Below are 15152 nucleotides of genomic sequence, written 5' to 3'. Positions count from 1 at the left end.
GGGTTCGGGGGATGAAGCAGATACCACTTCCGCTGTCGACCGCGAGCGACAGCCCGCCGCGCATTGTCGTCGGCAACGCCAATGCGGCGGCGATCGACGCGCTGCTGGAGACGGGTCGCTGGCCGTTCCACGCGGCGATTCTCTCGGGCGCGCCGCGCTCGGGCAAGTCGCTGCTGGCGCGCTGGTTCGTCGAGGCCGGACATGGCGACGCGCTCGACGATGCGGACCGCATGGAGGAAGACGCGGTTTTCCACGCCTGGAATCGCGCACAGGAAAGCCGTCGGCCGCTGCTGATCGTGTCCAGTCATCGCCGCGGCGAAGGCGAGGGGCGCTGGCAGGTGGCGCTGCCCGACTTGCGCTCGCGCCTCGGCGCGGCGCTGGAGCTGGAAATCGACGCTCCGGACGAAGCGATGATGGCGGACCTGATCGAGGTTCACGCGCAGATGCGCGGCCTTGTTCTCGATCCGGCGGCGCTGGACTATCTTGTACCGCGCGCCGAGCGTAGCCATCTGGGCGTCGAACGACTGGTCGCCGCGATCGATCGTCTCAGTCTGGAGCGCAAGAGTCCGCCGACAATGGCGATCTGGCGCGACGCGCTGGAAGAGGTTAAGGGCGGCGATCCGAAAGGCACCTGAGGCCAGCTTGCCAAGCAGCTTGCCAGACGGGCCGTTTGATGGGAGATTCGCGCGATGCTGGGTAATCTTGTCCGCTATCTGGACTCGGTCGTCGCGCGCGACCCTGCACCGCGTTCGCGGTGGGAAGTGCTGCTCTATCCGGGCGTCTGGGCGCTGTTCTTCCACAAGATCGCGCACCGGCTGTTCCGGGCGGACCTGTTCTTCCTGGCCCGCGTGGTCAACCACGTCTCCCGCTTCCTGACCGCGATCGACATCCATCCGGGCGCCACGATCGGGAAGAACTTCTTCATCGACCACGGCTTCACCGTCATCGGCGAAACCGCCGAGATCGGTGACAATGTGACGATCTACCAGTGCGTGACGCTGGGCGGATCGAACCCCACCAACGGCAAGGGCGGCAAGCGCCACCCGACTCTGCTGGACAATGTGATTGTCGGTTCTGGCGCGCAGATCATCGGCCCCGTCACGGTCGGCAGGCGCGCGCGCGTGGGCGCCAGTGCGGTTGTTACCGAAGACGTGCCCGAAGGCGCGACGATGATCGGCGTCAAGGCCCGCTCGACGCTGGTCAAGGCGGAGACGTACGCCAAGGAATTCATGCCCTACGGCACGCCCTGCAAGGAGCCGTGCGAGCCGGTGGGTAGCCAGCGGGTGGACGAGCTGGAAGAGCAGGTTGCCGCGCTTCGTGCGCAAGTCGATGCGCTGCTGAAGCTGCGCGAGACTGAGCTGCGCGAAGCGGAATTGGCAACCGAGCCGGCCCGCAAGGGGGTGTGAACGGCGGATGGCGGCAGGCTCCATCGGCAGTCCGAATCCGCTTCCGGCAGGCGTCGTCGCCTTTCCGGCGCGCGTACCGCTCCAGACGGCGTTCGACCGGATTGAACTCCAGCGCATTCTCGATCTCTATGGCCGCATGGTTGCCGCTGGAATGTGGCGCGACTATGCCATGGACTTCGGCAAGGACGCGGCCAATTTCTCGGCCTTCCGCCGTGCGGCCGAGCGTCCGCAGGCGCGCATAGAGAAGCGTCCGGCACTGCGCGGCAAGCAGGGCATGTGGACGCTGTTCGGAGAGGCGGGGCAAATCCTCAAGCGCGGGCACGAACTGGCGGGTATATTGAGCCCGCTGGAACGCAAGCTGCTGAAAGTGGTCGAGGGCTGAGCGCGGCCCTTTGGCGGCTGCGCGAACGTATTCTCAATCCTGCGATTTGAGCAGGAGCGAGAGCGCGTGATGCGCCTGTTCCATGCCGGTATTCATCACCCGGTCGCCGTGACGGTCGGCAATGCGGTCCCACGCTGCCGCGAAACCTTCCACGGTCAATTGCTCCCCCGAAAGCAGCACGCCGTCGTTCATGGTGATGAACGCGCCTTGGCAGACGCCGCCTCCGGCCGCGACGATGGCGTCGTTGGGGGCGTCCTTCGAGACGAGGTAGAGCGCGGCGGGGACCACGGCTTCGGGCTCGAAGGCGGCATAGGCCTCGTCCGGGAAGATGTCGGCGGTCATCCGCGTGCCGGCGGTGGGGGCCAGCGAATTGACGCGGATGCCGTACTTGGCGCCTTCCATGCGCAAGGTCCGGGCAAGGCCCAGAACGCCGAGCTTGGCGGCGCCATAATTAGCCTGCCCGAAGTTGCCGCCCAGCCCGGAGGCGCTGGTGGTCATCAGCACGCGGCCATAGCCCTGTTCGTGCATGGTCGCCCACACCGCCTTGGTGGCATAGGCGCTGCCGAGCAGGTGGACGCGCACCACCAGCTCGAAATCGGCCATGTCCATCTTGGCGAACGTACGGTCGCGCAGGATGCCGGCGTTGTTGATGAGCACGTGGATGCCGCCCCACGCTTCCTTCGCGCGGGCGGCCATGGCTTCCATCTGCGCGAAATCGGAAACGTCGCCGCCGTCGGCCATGGCTTCGCCGCCAAGGCTGCGGATTTCCTCGACCACGGCGAGTGCTGCGTCGGAATGCCCCGATCCGTCGCGCTCGGCGCCTAGGTCGTTCACGACCACTTTCGCGCCGCGTCGCGCCAGTTCCAGCGCATAGGCGCGGCCAAGGCCATGACCGGCTCCGGTGACGACGGCGACCTGGCCAGCGAACGAGATGGGATCCTGCATGAAGCGGGAATGGCAGGTTGCCGGCCCCCCATCAAGCGCCCATCAAGTGCTCTTCGCTTGCAAAGATGACACGCTTTTGCCCCTCGGATCTTGCCCCGAGGCGCTCTCGGCGTCATAGGCGCTCTGAAACGAATCTGCGCTGCGCAAGCGAAAGGTCCCCAGATGAAAGTCCGCGTCCACGTCAGCCTCAAGTCCGGCGTCCTCGACCCGCAGGGCCGTGCGATCCACCACTCGCTCGAAGGTCTCGGCTTTGCCGGCGTCAACGACGTGCGTGCCGGCCGCCTGTTCGAATTGGATGTCGACGAGAGCGTGACCGACGAAGCGCTTGATGACATGTGCCGCAAGCTGCTCGCCAACATGGTGATCGAGAACTACCGCATCGAGAAGGTCGCCTGATGTCGTTCCGCTCCGCTGTCGTCACGTTCCCGGGCTCCAACTGCGACCGCGATCTGGCGGTGGCGCTGGAGAAGATCTCGGGCAACGAGTGCATCCGCGTCTGGCATGGCGATGCCGATCTGCCGGATAATCTGGATTTCATCGGTCTGCCGGGCGGGTTCTCTTACGGTGACTACCTGCGCTGCGGTGCGATTGCCTCGCGCTCGCCGGTTATGCGTGCCGTGATCGATGCCGCCAATCGCGGCGTGCCGGTGTTCGGCGTCTGCAACGGCTTCCAGGTCCTGACCGAAAGCGGCCTGCTGCCGGGCGCGCTGCTGCGTAATTCGGGCATTCGCTTCGTCTGCCGCGACGTCACGCTGAAGGTGGAGAACGCCCAGTCGCTGTTCACCTCGGGCTATGAGGCCGGGCAGGAGATCTCGATCCCAGTCGCCCACCACGACGGCAACTATCACGCCGACGCGGAAACGCTGGATCGCCTCGAAGGCGAGGGCCGCGTGGCCTTCCGCTATGTGGGTGAAGTCAATGGTTCGGCGCGCCAGATTGCCGGCGTGCTCAATGCGGCTGGCAACGTGCTGGGCATGATGCCGCACCCCGAGCGCGCCATCGATGCGAAGCATGGCGGTACCGACGGCCGCGCGCTGTTCGAAAGCGCTATTCGCGGGTTGGTGGGGGCCTGAGGCCGCTGCTCCCTCCATAACGAATCGAACGAACGCCCCCGGTTTCGGGGGCGTTTTTCGTTTTGGTCAGTGTAGTTAAAGCATCCACGCTCTCAATTTCGCAGCCCCTTCCTAATCTCGTCATCCCCGCGAAGGCGGGGATCCCGCTTTTCTTCCGGGCGTAGAGAGAAAGAAGCGGGGCCCCCGCCTTCGCGGGGGCGACGGAGTGTTATCGTGGAAGGTCGTTCGCTTTCACATAAGCAGCGCTTCCGGAATCGAAAAACCGCGCCCCGGAATGCGGGAGCGCGGTTTTCGAATTCTCAGCTGCATCGCGCCTCAGGCGGCGGTCTGGCCGTGTGCGAAACTGCGGTTATGGAACAGCCCAAGCGCATCCTTCGCGATCATCGGACGGCCGAAGTAGTAACCCTGGATCTTGCGGCAACCAAGTTGGCGGATCATCTCGACCTCCTTTTCCGTCTCGCAGCCTTCCGCAGTGGTCGACATGTCGAGGCTGTCGGCCATGGCGACAACGGCGCGGATGATGGCGAGGCTTTCGGCATTGCCGGTTGCTGCGCCCTGCACGAACGAGCGGTCGACCTTGATCGTCGAAAATCGCAGTTTGCGCAGATAGCCGAGCGAGGAATAGCCGGTGCCGAAGTCATCGAGCGCCACCTTGCAGCCCAGCGCCATGACCTGTTCGAGCGCCGAACGCGCCAGCGTGGCGTCGCGCAGGAAGATGCTTTCGGTCACTTCCAGTTCGAGCCGCGCGGCGGACAACCCGCTCTGGGTGAGGGCGGCGACCACGCTTCCCGCGAAATTGTGATCGAGCAACTGCTCGCCCGAGACATTGACGGCCACGCGCACATGCTCGGGCCAGTTCATCGCTTCGAGGCAGGCTTCCTTGAGTACCCATTCGCCGATGGGGACGATCAGGCGGGTGTCCTCGGCCAGCGGAATGAACTTCGCCGGGCTGACGAAGCCGTGTTCCTTGCTGTTCCAGCGCAACAGCGCCTCGAAGGAGACCACGCCTTCGGTCAGGGCATCGACCACGGGCTGGTAATTGAGCGTGAACTCCCCGCGCTCGATGGCCGAACGCAGCGAGAATTCAAGCTGGCGGCGCTCCTCGGCATGGGCGTGGAGCGCGGGTTCGTAGGTGTAGTGGGCGTTGCCGCCGCCGTCCTTCGAACGGTAAAGCGCGAGGTCGGCATTACGCATCAGCGTTTCCACCGTCTGCCCATCGCGCGGGCCAATGGCCGAGCCGACAGAGGCGCCCACATAGAGCGTGTGGTGATCGACGTGATAGGGCTGCGACAGCGAGTGGATCACCCGCTGGGCCACGCGGTTGACGTGTTCCAGATCGCTGGCGTCGCGGATGACGACGGCGAATTCGTCCCCGCCAAGGCGGCCGCAGAGTTCCTTTTCGGTCATCTGGGCCTTGAGCCGTTCCGATACGCGGGCCAGCAACTGGTCGCCGACGAGGTGGCCAAGCGTATCGTTGACCGCCTTGAACCGATCGAGGTCGATCATCAGGAAGGCGCAGCGGGTGCGCCACTTCTCCGCATAGGCGAGCGCTTCGCCCAGCGCTTCGGTAAGCATCAGGCGGTTGGGCAGGCCGGTCAGCGTGTCATAGCGGGCAAGCCAGGCGATCTTGTCGCTGTTCTCGCGTGCTTCGGTGACATCGGAGCCGACGCCCCGGAAACCGTCGAACTGGCCGTTCTCGTTAAGCTTGGGCGTACCGGAAAGCTCCCACCAGCGCGGCTTGCCATCGATGGTCACGCGCACGAGCAGGTTGGAGAAGCTTTCGCGGCGCTTGAGGCGCTCGGCCAGATCGTGAAGGCTGGGCGGGAACTGGCCGCTGTCCCAGGCCGACCCGGCAATGAGCTGGATGAAGGGAACGCCCTCGATCTCGGTCGCGTCGCGGCCGAGGGCATAGGCAAAGCGCGGCGAGATAGCGCGCACGCGGCGGGCGGTGTCGATCTGCCAGAGCCAGTCGGCCTCGCCTTCCTCGAACTCGCGCAGCAGCATCGAGACGACTTCGTCGCGCTCTGTCATGCCCGCTTCGGCGACTTTGGTGGAGAGGTACTGGCGCGCGCTTTCAACGGCGCCGGCGATGATGACGCCTGCGAAGGCCAAGCCCACCAGCGCCATGTCATAGCTGCCGAGCACCACGAAATAGGCGATCGTGGATCCGCCGACGATGCCGGTGAAGATCAGCGTGCCCAACGGAATGCCCGGCATCAGCACGGTGCAGCCGGTCATCAGCATGGCCACCACGGTCCACAGCTTCACCTGGGCCTGAGGATCGATGAAGGGGCCGAAGGCACAGACCGGGATCGACCAGACCACGGCCCGGGCAACCACGGTGATCGCATGGCGGCGGATCTCGGCGTGGGTCAGGCGGCGGCGGTCGGCGTCGGCAAGGTCGCTCTCGATTCGCGCGCTCCACCAGAGGGTGGCGCAGACGAGCGCGGCCCAGCCGCCGATGGCGGCGGGGTGAATATGGCCGAACAGCACGGCCACCGCAGCGGCCAGCGCCGCCAGTTGCGTCGCGATTCGCGCCGTCCGCGCTCGGCCTAGGCAGGAATATTGGAGACCGCGAAGACGCGCCCAATCACCTTCCGCCGGTTCGGTGAAGCCGAGTACGGCGAGGACGGGCAGCTCCTTCGGAAGAGCTTGTGGGGGTTGCGACCGTTTGTTCACGTCCCGGCGTTTACCCGCAGAAGGGTTATTACCAGGTAAACCTTTCCGATCATCCGGCCGCACTTCCCTTATTCGACGGTGACGCTCTTGGCGAGATTACGGGGCTGATCGACGTCCGTGCCCTTCACGCAGGCGACGTGATAGGCCAGCAGCTGCACCGGCACCGCATAGACCAGCGGCGCGATCAGCGGGTGGACGCGCGGCATCTCGATCGTGGCGATGCAGCCTTCACCGGCCTCGGCAATGCCCTCGGCATCGGAGATCAGCACGACCTTGCCGCCGCGTGCGCGCACTTCCTGCATGTTGCTGACGGTCTTCTCGAAAAGCGGGCCGGAAGGGGCGAGCACGATCACCGGCACCGCCTCGTCGATCAGAGCGATGGGTCCGTGCTTCATCTCGCCCGACGCGTAACCTTCAGCGTGGATGTAGCTGATTTCCTTCAGCTTCAGCGCGCCTTCAAGGGCGAGCGGATAGTCCGGACCACGGCCGAGGTAGAGCACATCGCGCGCCGGCGCGATAAGGTGCGCCATGGCGGCGATTTCTTCGTCGAAAGCGAGCGCAGCGTTGAGGCTGGCCGGGGTCTGGAGGAGGTGCTGGACGACCTCGTTCTCTTCCTCACGGTCCATGCGTCCATGCTTGACGGCAAGGTGCGCGGCAAGCGCGGCAAGCACGGCCAGCTGGCAGGTGAAGGCCTTGGTGGAGGCGACACCGATTTCCGGACCGGCGTGGGTCGGCAGCAGCAGGTCCGCCTCGCGCGCCATCGTGCTGGTGGGCACGTTGACAACTACGGCGATGGTCTGTCCGGCCGCCTTGCAGTGCTTGAGCGCAGCGAGCGTGTCGGCCGTCTCGCCGGACTGCGAGATGAACAGGGCAAGGCCGCCCGGCTCCAGAACGGGATCGCGGTAGCGGAATTCGGAAGCCACATCGATGTCGACCGGTAGGCGGGCGAAAGTCTCGATCCAGTACTTCGCGACCATGCCAGCATAGAAGCTGGTGCCGCAGGCGACGATGGTGATGCGCTTGATCGCCGAAAGGTCGAAATCGATCTGCGGCAGGGCGACCGACTGGTCCACCTGGTGGATATAGCTGCGCAGGGTCTGCGCCACCACGGTCGGCTGCTCGAAGATCTCCTTCTGCATGAAGTGGCGATAATTGCCCTTCTCGATGGCGACTGCCGAGGCGCCCGAGGCGACGATCTCGCGCTCGACCGGGTTGTTGTCGGCATCGAAGATCTGCGCACCTTCGCGGGTGATGACGACCCAGTCGCCCTCTTCAAGATAGGTGATGCGCTGGGTGAGCGGGGCGAGGGCGAGCGCGTCGGAACCGAGATAGGTCTCGCCGTCGCCATAGCCGACGACCAGCGGCGAACCGAGGCGGGCGCCGATCAGCAGGTCGGGGTGCTGGCGGAACGCGATGGCGAGGGCAAAGGCGCCGCGAAGCTGCGGCAGCACAACCTTCACCGCATCCTGCGGCGAAAGTCCGGCTTCGACTTGCTCGGACACGAGGTGGGCGACCACTTCGGTATCGGTCTGGCTCTCGAACGTGCGGCCGCGCGATTCGAGGGCTTCGCGCAGCGGGCGGAAGTTCTCGATAATGCCGTTGTGGACGAGGGCGAGGTGCTCGGTCGCGTGCGGGTGGGCATTGACGGCCGTGGGCGCGCCATGCGTGGCCCAACGGGTGTGGGCAATGCCGATCAGGCCGGGCGCGGGATCGCGGGCCAGTTCGTTGACGAGGTTGATCAACTTGCCTTGCGCGCGGCGGCGGATGAGTTGGCCGTTTTCGACGGTGCAGACGCCCGCGCTGTCATAGCCGCGATATTCCATGCGCCGCAGTCCGTCGACCAGTCGATCCGCGACCTGTTCCTTGCCGACGATGCCGATGATTCCACACATTGCGCTTACGTTACCTTGTTCGAGCGGAAAGAGCTTTGCCCTACACCGTTAAAGGTTGGCGTTTGCTGGCGCCACCATGAAGGCTTGGTAATGTGTGCAAAGCGAGAGGGTTATTTTAGGGATCGCGAGGCGTGATTGCCACTGTCGCCCGATTCCGCACGAGCGGACATCGATCAGCGCCCAGTCGTGAAATAATGCTTCCCGTGATTGGGGTGCGGCGAAACTTCTTGTCAAACCTTGCTCGTCGGATACTCTACCTGCTTCGACGAAGGCCGTTCGATGAAACAGCCCGGCATAGACCGGTGCGAGCGGCTCGATCGGGAGAGGACACTGCCGATGAACTTCGCTTTGAAGTCGGTTTCTTTGATGGCTTTAGGTATCGCGCTGACGGTGCCGGAGATGGCGATGGCGGGCGAGGCTCCCGCCCTGGCGCCCGTTGCGCTGGTCAGCGGAGCCGCCCATGCCGAGTATGTCGGCACGGTGAGTCGCGGGTTCGACATGATCCGCGCGGGTAAACCCGAAAAGGCGGTGAAGCTGTTCGACTCGGTCATTTCCGCCAGCGAGCAAGGCCTCGCGGGGGATGCGCGGCCGCGTCTTTGCCTGTCCGATAACGGCGGCCATGCGGCACCGTCCAATGCGATCATGGTGAGCAGCGCGGTATGCGATGCGCATTTCGGCAAGGGCTACGCGCTCGTCGATCTCGGCCGGGGCGACCTTGCAGAGAACGAATTGCGCCGGGCGACCGAACTCGCGCCCGATAACGCGCATTATGCCAACGAATATGCCGAACTGTTCAAGTCGCGTCGGCAGTTCCAGAAGAGCTATGATCTCTTCGCCCATGCCTGGGCTATCGTCGACAAGAATACCAAGGGATCGGATGCCGGAATCGCCGGGCGGGCGTTACGCGGCATGGGCTTCAACCTGATCGAACTCGGCCGTCTGGGCGAGGCGAAGCAGATGTTCGAGCAGTCGCTGCTCTATGACCCCGGCAACAGCGGCGCGAAAAGCGAGCTGGACTTCATTGCGCAAAGGCAGGCGATCGGCGCCTGATTGCCATGAATTGACGAGGAGGGCGGTTTTGGCCGCCCTCCCGGTCAATCACTTGCCGCCGGCTGCCCGTTCGGCCTTTTTCTTCTTCATCGCATCATGGAAACGGTCGGCCCAGCCAGGCTTGACCAGTTGTTCCCCGCGCACCAGCCGCAGTTCGCCATCGGCGACATCGCGGGTGACCGTGCTGCCTGCCGCGACAATGGCGTCGGCGCCGATCTTCACGGGCGCGACGAGGGCGCTGTTCGAACCGATGAAGGCGCGCTCGCCAATCACGGTGCGGTATTTGAAGTAGCCGTCATAATTGCAGGTGATCGTGCCCGCGCCGATGTTGGCTTTCGCGCCCACGCTGGCGTCGCCGATGTAGGAGAGGTGGTTGGCCTTGGCGCCTTCGCCCAGTTCGGCGTTCTTGATCTCAACAAAGTTGCCGACCTTGGCGCCCTTGCGAAGCACCGCGCCTGGGCGCAGGCGGGCATAAGGTCCGACCGTGGTACCGGTGTCCAGCGTGGCGCCCTCAAGGTGCGAGAACGCGTGAATGGTAACGCCGTCCGCCACGGTGACGCCGGGGCCGAACACCACGTTGGGTTCGATGGTGACATCGCGGCCGAGCTTGGTGTCGAACGCAAAGAACACGGTTTCGGGCGCGATCAGCGAGGCGCCGTCGGCCATCGCCTGCACGCGGCGGCGGGCTTGCCAGCGGCCTTCCGCCTCGGCCAGTTCGCCGCGGCTGTTGATGCCGCCCACTTCGTGCGGATCGTCGGTGACGATGACCGCGCACGTCCGCTCGTCCAGCGTCGCCACGTTGACGATGTCGACAAGGTAATATTCGCCCTGCGCATTGTCGTTGCCGACGCGCGAGAGCAAGTCGAACAGGTCGGCCGATTTCACCGCCATGAGCCCCGAATTGCACAGGCGGCAGGCGCGCTGCTCTTCGTTCGCGTCCTTGTATTCGACCATCATGACGATGCGTCCGTCATCATGTGCGAGCACGCGGCCGTACTGGAGCGGATCCTCCGGTTCGAAGCCGAGCACGACAACGGCGGGCGCGTCGGGCGCATGAAGGCGCTCGATCATCGCGCGCATGGTCTCGGTGGTGACGAAAGGCACGTCGCCGTAGAGAATCAGCACATCGCCCGAGAATCCGGCGAGGGCGCCCTCGGCCTGCTGCACCGCATGCCCGGTGCCGAGCTGCGGTTCCTGCACGGCAATCGCGGCGCGGCTGCCCAGCGCTTTTTCAAGCTGTTCGCGGCCATGCCCGGCCACCACCACCTGCCGCTCCGGCGAGAGCGCGGCGGCGCTTTCCAGCAGGTGTTCCAGCATTGGGCGGCCGGCGATCGGGTGAAGGACCTTGTGAAGATCGCTCTTCATGCGAGTGCCCTTGCCGGCGGCGAGGACGACGATTGCGAGCGGGTTGGAATTTTCGACCATGTTCATCACTTGCCAGCAAATTGTTGCGGTTTCCACATCGGCAGGCCACGGAAGGGCGGATGACGGATTTCCCCTTCGACGTAGTCGGCTTCGATCTCGACGGTACTCTTCTCGATACGCTGGGCGATCTCGCCCTGGCGCTTAACCATGCGCTGGCGATCGAGGGGCGACCACCCATTGCGGTGGACGCCGTGCGCGATCTGGTTGGCGGCGGCGCCCGGAAGATGCTCGCCAAGGGCCTTGAAGTCACCGGCGGCGGCGTTTCCGACGCGCGGCTGGAAGAACTGCACCAGGCACTGCTTGCCTTCTACTCCGACCATGTCGTCATGACCACGCGGCTCTATCCGGGCGGCGCGGAAATGCTGGACGGCCTTGCCGCGCGCGGGGTGAAACTGGCGATCGTGACCAACAAGCTCGAAGCGCTGGCGGTGCAGATCTTCGCCGAACTCGGGCTGTCCGATCAGTTTTTCACCGTGATCGGCGGCGATACGCTGGGCCCGGGCCGCGCGAAACCCAAGCCCGATCTGATCGAGCTCATGCTGGAACGCGCGGGCGGCGGCAGGGCTGCTTTCGTGGGAGACACCACTTACGATACCGGCGCAGCAGCGGCTGCGGGCATTCCCTGCGTCGCGGTCAGCTTCGGCTTCAACGACAGGCCGCCACACGACCTTGGCGCCACGGCGGTGATCGATCATTTCGACGAGTTGATCCCCACGCTCGAAAGCCTTTGATTCGTGCTCCGGGCAGGGAGCCGAATCAGGCTTCCACGCTGTCGAACACGTAACCGAACGAGCGGACGGTGCGGGGCAGGTGCGGGACCTGCATCGAGCGCAGCTTGCGGCGGAGGCGGCTGACCCACGAATCGACCGTGCGTTCGTCGCAAACGGCGATGCTCTTGCCGAGCACGCCGATCAGCTCGCCGCGCGTGAACACGCGATTGGGATTGCGTGCGAAGTGGTTGAGCAGCCGCTGCTCGTTCGACTGGAGCGGCACGACAAGGCCCTTGTAGCGCGTCAGGTGGGAATCGGGCTGGATGACCAGTTCGCCGATCTGGATCGCGGGAGCTTCCTTGCGGGCGGCCGAAACCGGCTGATAGATGCGCAGCCGCTGCACCAGCGCCTTGGGCGTGAGCGGGCCGATCAGATAGTCGTCCGCTCCGGCATCCAGCGCGCGGGCCTGAGCGCGGGGATCCGGCTCGCCAAGCACCATGGTAATGTGCAGCGGATGGTCGTTGATCCGGTCACGCAGCAGGCCGCAAAGCTGCAGGCCCGACATTTCCGGCAGCAACCAGTCCACGAAAACCCAGGTCGGCCCTCGCGGTATGCGGGCGCAAAGCGCGGTCGCATCCATCACTTCCGCCTCGAAGGTGAGGAAGTTGTCGCGCACGGCGCTGACGTGGGCAAGGTCGCCCGAAGTCAGCATGATATCGCCGGATTTGATCATGGCATTCCGTAACTCAGTGGCATTTATGCGTCGCATTAGGCCCACTGCGGCCGCCACACACGTGTCAAATTTGTCATGTTCTGCGCGTCACAATCCGGTCAAGAAAAGCACAAAAAAGCAACACAGTTCTGACCTGTCCCAACCCTAGTGAGCCTCCATGTCGCCCCAGCGGGCGCATCTTCCACTCTGTCCGAGCGGAAGAAATTCAAAAGAATTCAGGGAGTTTCTCATGATTCGCCACGCCATTCGTCTGGCGGCCACCTGCAGCGTCGTCGCGCTGAGCCAGGCGCCCGTCGCTGCTTACGCCGATGATGCCGCCGCCAGCCCTGCTGCCGAAAGCAGCGGAAATACGACAATCATCGTCACCGCCACCAAGCGGGAAACCGACCTTCAGAAGACCCCGATCGCCATCTCGGTCATCGGCGCCGACGATATCGAGAAGCAGCACGTCCAGAGCCTTATCGACCTCGCGAGCGGCAGCGTGCCCTCGCTGCGCGTCGCCACGTTCGAAGCGCGCCAGTCGGCACTGACCGTCGGCATTCGCGGCATCGTGCCGTTCGACGCCAACCAGACCGCGCGCGACCAGGGCGTGGGCGTCTACCTCGACGGCGTCTACCTCGGCCGCCAGCAGGGTCTGAACGCCGCGCTGTTCGACGTGAAGCGCATCGAAGTGCTGCGCGGTCCGCAGGGCACCCTGTTCGGCCGTAACACCGAAGGCGGCGCGCTTAACATCGTCACCGCTTCGCCCACCGGCGAATTCGGCGGCCGCGTTGTGGCGGGCGTGGGCAACTACGGCCAGCGCAACGGCGAAGCGCACATCGACTTCCCCGAATTCGATCACATCTCGATCAAGGTCGACGGCGTCTACCAGCACCAGGATCCCACGGTTAAGAACCCGCTGGTCGGCGAAAAGGGCTGGAACGCTTACGACCGCGTCGGCGGCCGCGTTCAGGCCCTGTGGAAGCCGATCGACGGGTTCACCGCGAACATCTCGTTCGACAAGTCGCGTGACGAAAACACGCCGAACTACAGCCAGCTGGTGAACTACAACCCGAACGGGTACGCGGTTTCCACTCTCGACTACATTAACAGCCATGGCGGTAAGGCGGCTTCCGGCACCATCTCGCCGCTTGCGCCGATCGTCGACGTTACCGGCGACAAGCGCGTGAAGACCGCCGATGTCGGCGTGCCGCAGCAGTACAGCGTTGACCGCACGCAGGGCATCATGGGCAACCTTAGCTATGAGATCAGCCCGGAACTGACCGTGCGCTCGATCACGGCATGGCGCCAGGTCGATACCGACCAGTACGACAACTCGGGTGGCCCCGCCCGTACCGTGTTCCTGCCGAACGCCAAGTTCAGCCGCTACTCGCTTTCGTTCCTCAGCCAGCGCCAGTTCAGCCAGGAACTGCAGCTGGTCGGCAGCCTGCCGCAGGTCGATTTCGTGGCCGGCGCCTTCTACTTTAATGAGCATGCCAACGAAAACGCCGCGACGCCGAGTTCGAACCTGTGGAACGCGGACGGCACCGGCTACACCGTGCTCAGCCCGATCGTGACTGGCCCGGTGACCTCGAACAACCAGGGCTGGGACGACACCTCGCTGTTCATCCAGCGCGACAGCCACGCCAAGGCACAGAGCATCGCAGCCTTTGCGCAGGCCACGTACACGCCTGCCGGTCTGGACCAATTGCACCTGACTGCCGGCGGCCGCTACACGCATGACAAGCGCGATGGCGCGCTGGACATGGTCAACGGCGTCGCGGTCAACGACATTCTCCGCTTCCGCAAGGACCGCTTCGACCCGATGGTCACGCTGGCCTTCGACGCGACGCAGGACATCAACCTCTACGCCAAGTACGCGACCGGCTACCGTGCCGGCGGCGCCAACGACCGTTCGCAGACCTTCGCCGCCTTCGGGCCCGAATCGGTCAAGTCCTACGAAGTCGGCGCCAAGATGATGTTCCTCGACCGCATGGTTCGCCTGAACCTGGCCGGTTACATCATGGATCGCACCGGCACCCAGGTGGACTTCGACAACGTCAACAACGATCCCACCAGCCCGTACTTCAACTTGCACACGCAGGAGACGATCAACGCCCCGGGTACGACCAAGATCCGCGGTGTTGAAGCGGAACTCAGTGTCCGTCCGATGGACAACCTGACGCTCGGCGCATCGTACGCCTATACCTACACGCACGTTCCCAAGACGCTGAATCCGTTCCTCAGCACCGATACCAACCCGGTCTACCAGAACGTCTTCATCGTCTACACGCCGAAGAACGCGGCTGCGGGCTACATCGACTACAGCATCCCGGTGGGTGTGCGCGACGAAAGCGTGCTGTTCCACCTCGATGCGGCTTATTCCGATCCGCAGTACAGCTTCGAGGACGAAGACACGAAGACGCAGAGCAGCTTCATTGTCAACGGCCGCATCGCCCTTGCCGACATTCCGCTCACCGATGGTGGTTCGAAGCTGACGGTTTCGCTGTGGAGCCGCAACCTGCTCAACGAAACGAACATCTATCGTCGTTCGGCCGCCAACTCGAAGTACACGACGGACCCGAAGACCGGCGTCAGGAACTACGCTGGCGTACTGGGCGACTATGCCAACTTCAACCCGCCCCGGACTTTCGGCGTGGAAGGCACGGTCAGCTTCTAATTCAACCAGTCCTATCCTGGCAGGCCCTACCCTGGGGTCTGCCGGCGGGCTCCTGCCTGCTTCCTGCACGCGGCGCGACTTCGGTTGTGCCGCGTGTTCTTTTTGGGGCTCTCATCGTGAGCGGGCATCCTTCGCGGGGCCGATGAACGCGGGGGCGATGGCGGCTCTGCTTGTCGCTGCGGCCCGATCATGCGAGCC

13 protein-coding genes are annotated in these 15152 nt (G+C 64.5%); 8 read left to right on the top strand and 5 right to left on the bottom strand.

The window, feature by feature from the left end; genetic code table 11:
• The first annotated feature begins 11 nt into the window (after positions 1-11).
• Genes EDF56_RS22385 through EDF56_RS22375 form a run of 3 tightly spaced genes read left to right on the top strand, consistent with a single transcriptional unit; the run spans position 12 to position 1788 of the window.
• Entirely contained in the window at positions 12-635 is a 624-nt protein-coding gene (locus tag EDF56_RS22385; RefSeq protein ID WP_132391773.1) for an ATPase, read from the top strand.
• 54 nt (positions 636-689) lie between these two features.
• Positions 690-1406: a serine O-acetyltransferase EpsC gene (gene epsC, locus EDF56_RS22380; RefSeq protein ID WP_132391771.1), complete on the top strand. Its 717-nt coding sequence runs from the start codon at positions 690-692 to the stop codon at positions 1404-1406.
• Between the two features lie 7 nt (positions 1407-1413).
• Positions 1414-1788 carry a DUF2794 domain-containing protein gene (locus EDF56_RS22375; protein ID WP_207904925.1) on the top strand — a complete coding sequence of 125 codons (375 nt, stop codon included), beginning with the start codon at positions 1414-1416 and terminating at the stop codon, positions 1786-1788.
• Between the two features lie 33 nt (positions 1789-1821).
• On the opposite strand, the gene EDF56_RS22370 is transcribed toward EDF56_RS22375, so the two are convergent.
• Positions 1822-2733, bottom strand: a complete 912-nt coding sequence (locus EDF56_RS22370; RefSeq protein WP_132391769.1) for an SDR family NAD(P)-dependent oxidoreductase — start codon at positions 2731-2733, stop codon at positions 1822-1824.
• Between the two features lie 162 nt (positions 2734-2895).
• Between EDF56_RS22370 and purS the strand changes: the two genes are divergently transcribed.
• Entirely contained in the window at positions 2896-3129 is a 234-nt protein-coding gene (gene purS, locus EDF56_RS22365) for a phosphoribosylformylglycinamidine synthase subunit PurS (RefSeq protein WP_132391767.1), read from the top strand.
• Positions 3129-3806: a phosphoribosylformylglycinamidine synthase subunit PurQ gene (purQ, locus tag EDF56_RS22360; protein WP_132391765.1), complete on the top strand. Its 678-nt coding sequence runs from the start codon at positions 3129-3131 to the stop codon at positions 3804-3806. The genes purS and purQ overlap by 1 nt, the downstream gene beginning before the upstream one ends.
• A gap of 315 nt (positions 3807-4121) precedes the next feature.
• On the opposite strand, the gene EDF56_RS22355 is transcribed toward purQ, so the two are convergent.
• Both EDF56_RS22355 and glmS read right to left on the bottom strand, forming a co-directional pair.
• Positions 4122-6485: a GGDEF and EAL domain-containing protein gene (locus EDF56_RS22355; protein ID WP_207904917.1), complete on the bottom strand. Its 2364-nt coding sequence runs from the start codon at positions 6483-6485 to the stop codon at positions 4122-4124.
• A 68-nt stretch (positions 6486-6553) separates the two neighbouring features.
• On the bottom strand, positions 6554-8377 hold the full coding sequence (gene glmS, locus EDF56_RS22350; RefSeq protein WP_132391761.1) for a glutamine--fructose-6-phosphate transaminase (isomerizing): 1824 nt from the start codon (positions 8375-8377) through the stop codon (positions 6554-6556).
• A gap of 366 nt (positions 8378-8743) precedes the next feature.
• Between glmS and EDF56_RS22345 the strand changes: the two genes are divergently transcribed.
• The gene (locus EDF56_RS22345; protein WP_243652784.1) at positions 8744-9427 is read left to right on the top strand and encodes a diguanylate cyclase; all 684 of its coding nucleotides are present in this window, start codon (positions 8744-8746) and stop codon (positions 9425-9427) included.
• A 48-nt stretch (positions 9428-9475) separates the two neighbouring features.
• Here EDF56_RS22345 and glmU read toward each other — a convergent pair whose 3' ends face one another.
• The gene (gene glmU / locus EDF56_RS22340) at positions 9476-10852 is read right to left on the bottom strand and encodes a bifunctional UDP-N-acetylglucosamine diphosphorylase/glucosamine-1-phosphate N-acetyltransferase GlmU (protein ID WP_132391946.1); all 1377 of its coding nucleotides are present in this window, start codon (positions 10850-10852) and stop codon (positions 9476-9478) included.
• A 59-nt stretch (positions 10853-10911) separates the two neighbouring features.
• On the opposite strand from glmU, the gene EDF56_RS22335 reads away from it, so the two are divergent.
• Positions 10912-11583: an HAD-IA family hydrolase gene (locus EDF56_RS22335; protein WP_132391757.1), complete on the top strand. Its 672-nt coding sequence runs from the start codon at positions 10912-10914 to the stop codon at positions 11581-11583.
• 25 nt (positions 11584-11608) lie between these two features.
• Here EDF56_RS22335 and EDF56_RS22330 read toward each other — a convergent pair whose 3' ends face one another.
• The gene (locus tag EDF56_RS22330) at positions 11609-12295 is read right to left on the bottom strand and encodes a response regulator transcription factor (RefSeq protein WP_165912334.1); all 687 of its coding nucleotides are present in this window, start codon (positions 12293-12295) and stop codon (positions 11609-11611) included.
• 229 nt (positions 12296-12524) lie between these two features.
• Here EDF56_RS22330 and EDF56_RS22325 point away from each other — a divergent pair, with 229 nt between their 5' ends.
• Positions 12525-14954 (top strand): TonB-dependent receptor, encoded by a 2430-nt coding sequence (locus EDF56_RS22325; RefSeq protein WP_132391753.1) that lies wholly within the window; start codon positions 12525-12527, stop codon positions 14952-14954.
• The last annotated feature ends 198 nt before the right edge of the window (positions 14955-15152 follow it).

The sequence above is a fragment of the Novosphingobium sp. PhB165 genome, from assembly GCF_004341845.1.
GTDB lineage: Bacteria > Pseudomonadota > Alphaproteobacteria > Sphingomonadales > Sphingomonadaceae > Novosphingobium.
The sequence above is the reverse complement of the archived record's forward strand: the minus strand, read 5'-3'. Positions and strand labels throughout refer to the sequence as shown.

Bases quoted from the DNA above. Each gene is read 5' to 3' on its own strand.
- EDF56_RS22345 (WP_243652784.1), top strand. From the start codon at position 8,744: ATGGCTTTAGGTATCGCGCTGACGGTGCCGGAGATGGCGATGGCGGGC.
- EDF56_RS22370 (WP_132391769.1), bottom strand. From the start codon at position 2,733: ATGCAGGATCCCATCTCGTTCGCTGGCCAGGTCGCCGTCGTCACCGGA.
- purS (WP_132391767.1), top strand. From the start codon at position 2,896: ATGAAAGTCCGCGTCCACGTCAGCCTCAAGTCCGGCGTCCTCGACCCG.
- EDF56_RS22335 (WP_132391757.1), top strand. From the start codon at position 10,912: ATGACGGATTTCCCCTTCGACGTAGTCGGCTTCGATCTCGACGGTACT.
- glmS (WP_132391761.1), bottom strand. From the start codon at position 8,377: ATGTGTGGAATCATCGGCATCGTCGGCAAGGAACAGGTCGCGGATCGA.
- epsC (WP_132391771.1), top strand. From the start codon at position 690: ATGCTGGGTAATCTTGTCCGCTATCTGGACTCGGTCGTCGCGCGCGAC.
- EDF56_RS22330 (WP_165912334.1), bottom strand. From the start codon at position 12,295: ATGATCAAATCCGGCGATATCATGCTGACTTCGGGCGACCTTGCCCAC.
- purQ (WP_132391765.1), top strand. From the start codon at position 3,129: ATGTCGTTCCGCTCCGCTGTCGTCACGTTCCCGGGCTCCAACTGCGAC.
- EDF56_RS22385 (WP_132391773.1), top strand. From the start codon at position 12: ATGAAGCAGATACCACTTCCGCTGTCGACCGCGAGCGACAGCCCGCCG.
- EDF56_RS22375 (WP_207904925.1), top strand. From the start codon at position 1,414: ATGGCGGCAGGCTCCATCGGCAGTCCGAATCCGCTTCCGGCAGGCGTC.
- glmU (WP_132391946.1), bottom strand. From the start codon at position 10,852: ATGGTCGAAAATTCCAACCCGCTCGCAATCGTCGTCCTCGCCGCCGGC.
- EDF56_RS22325 (WP_132391753.1), top strand. From the start codon at position 12,525: ATGATTCGCCACGCCATTCGTCTGGCGGCCACCTGCAGCGTCGTCGCG.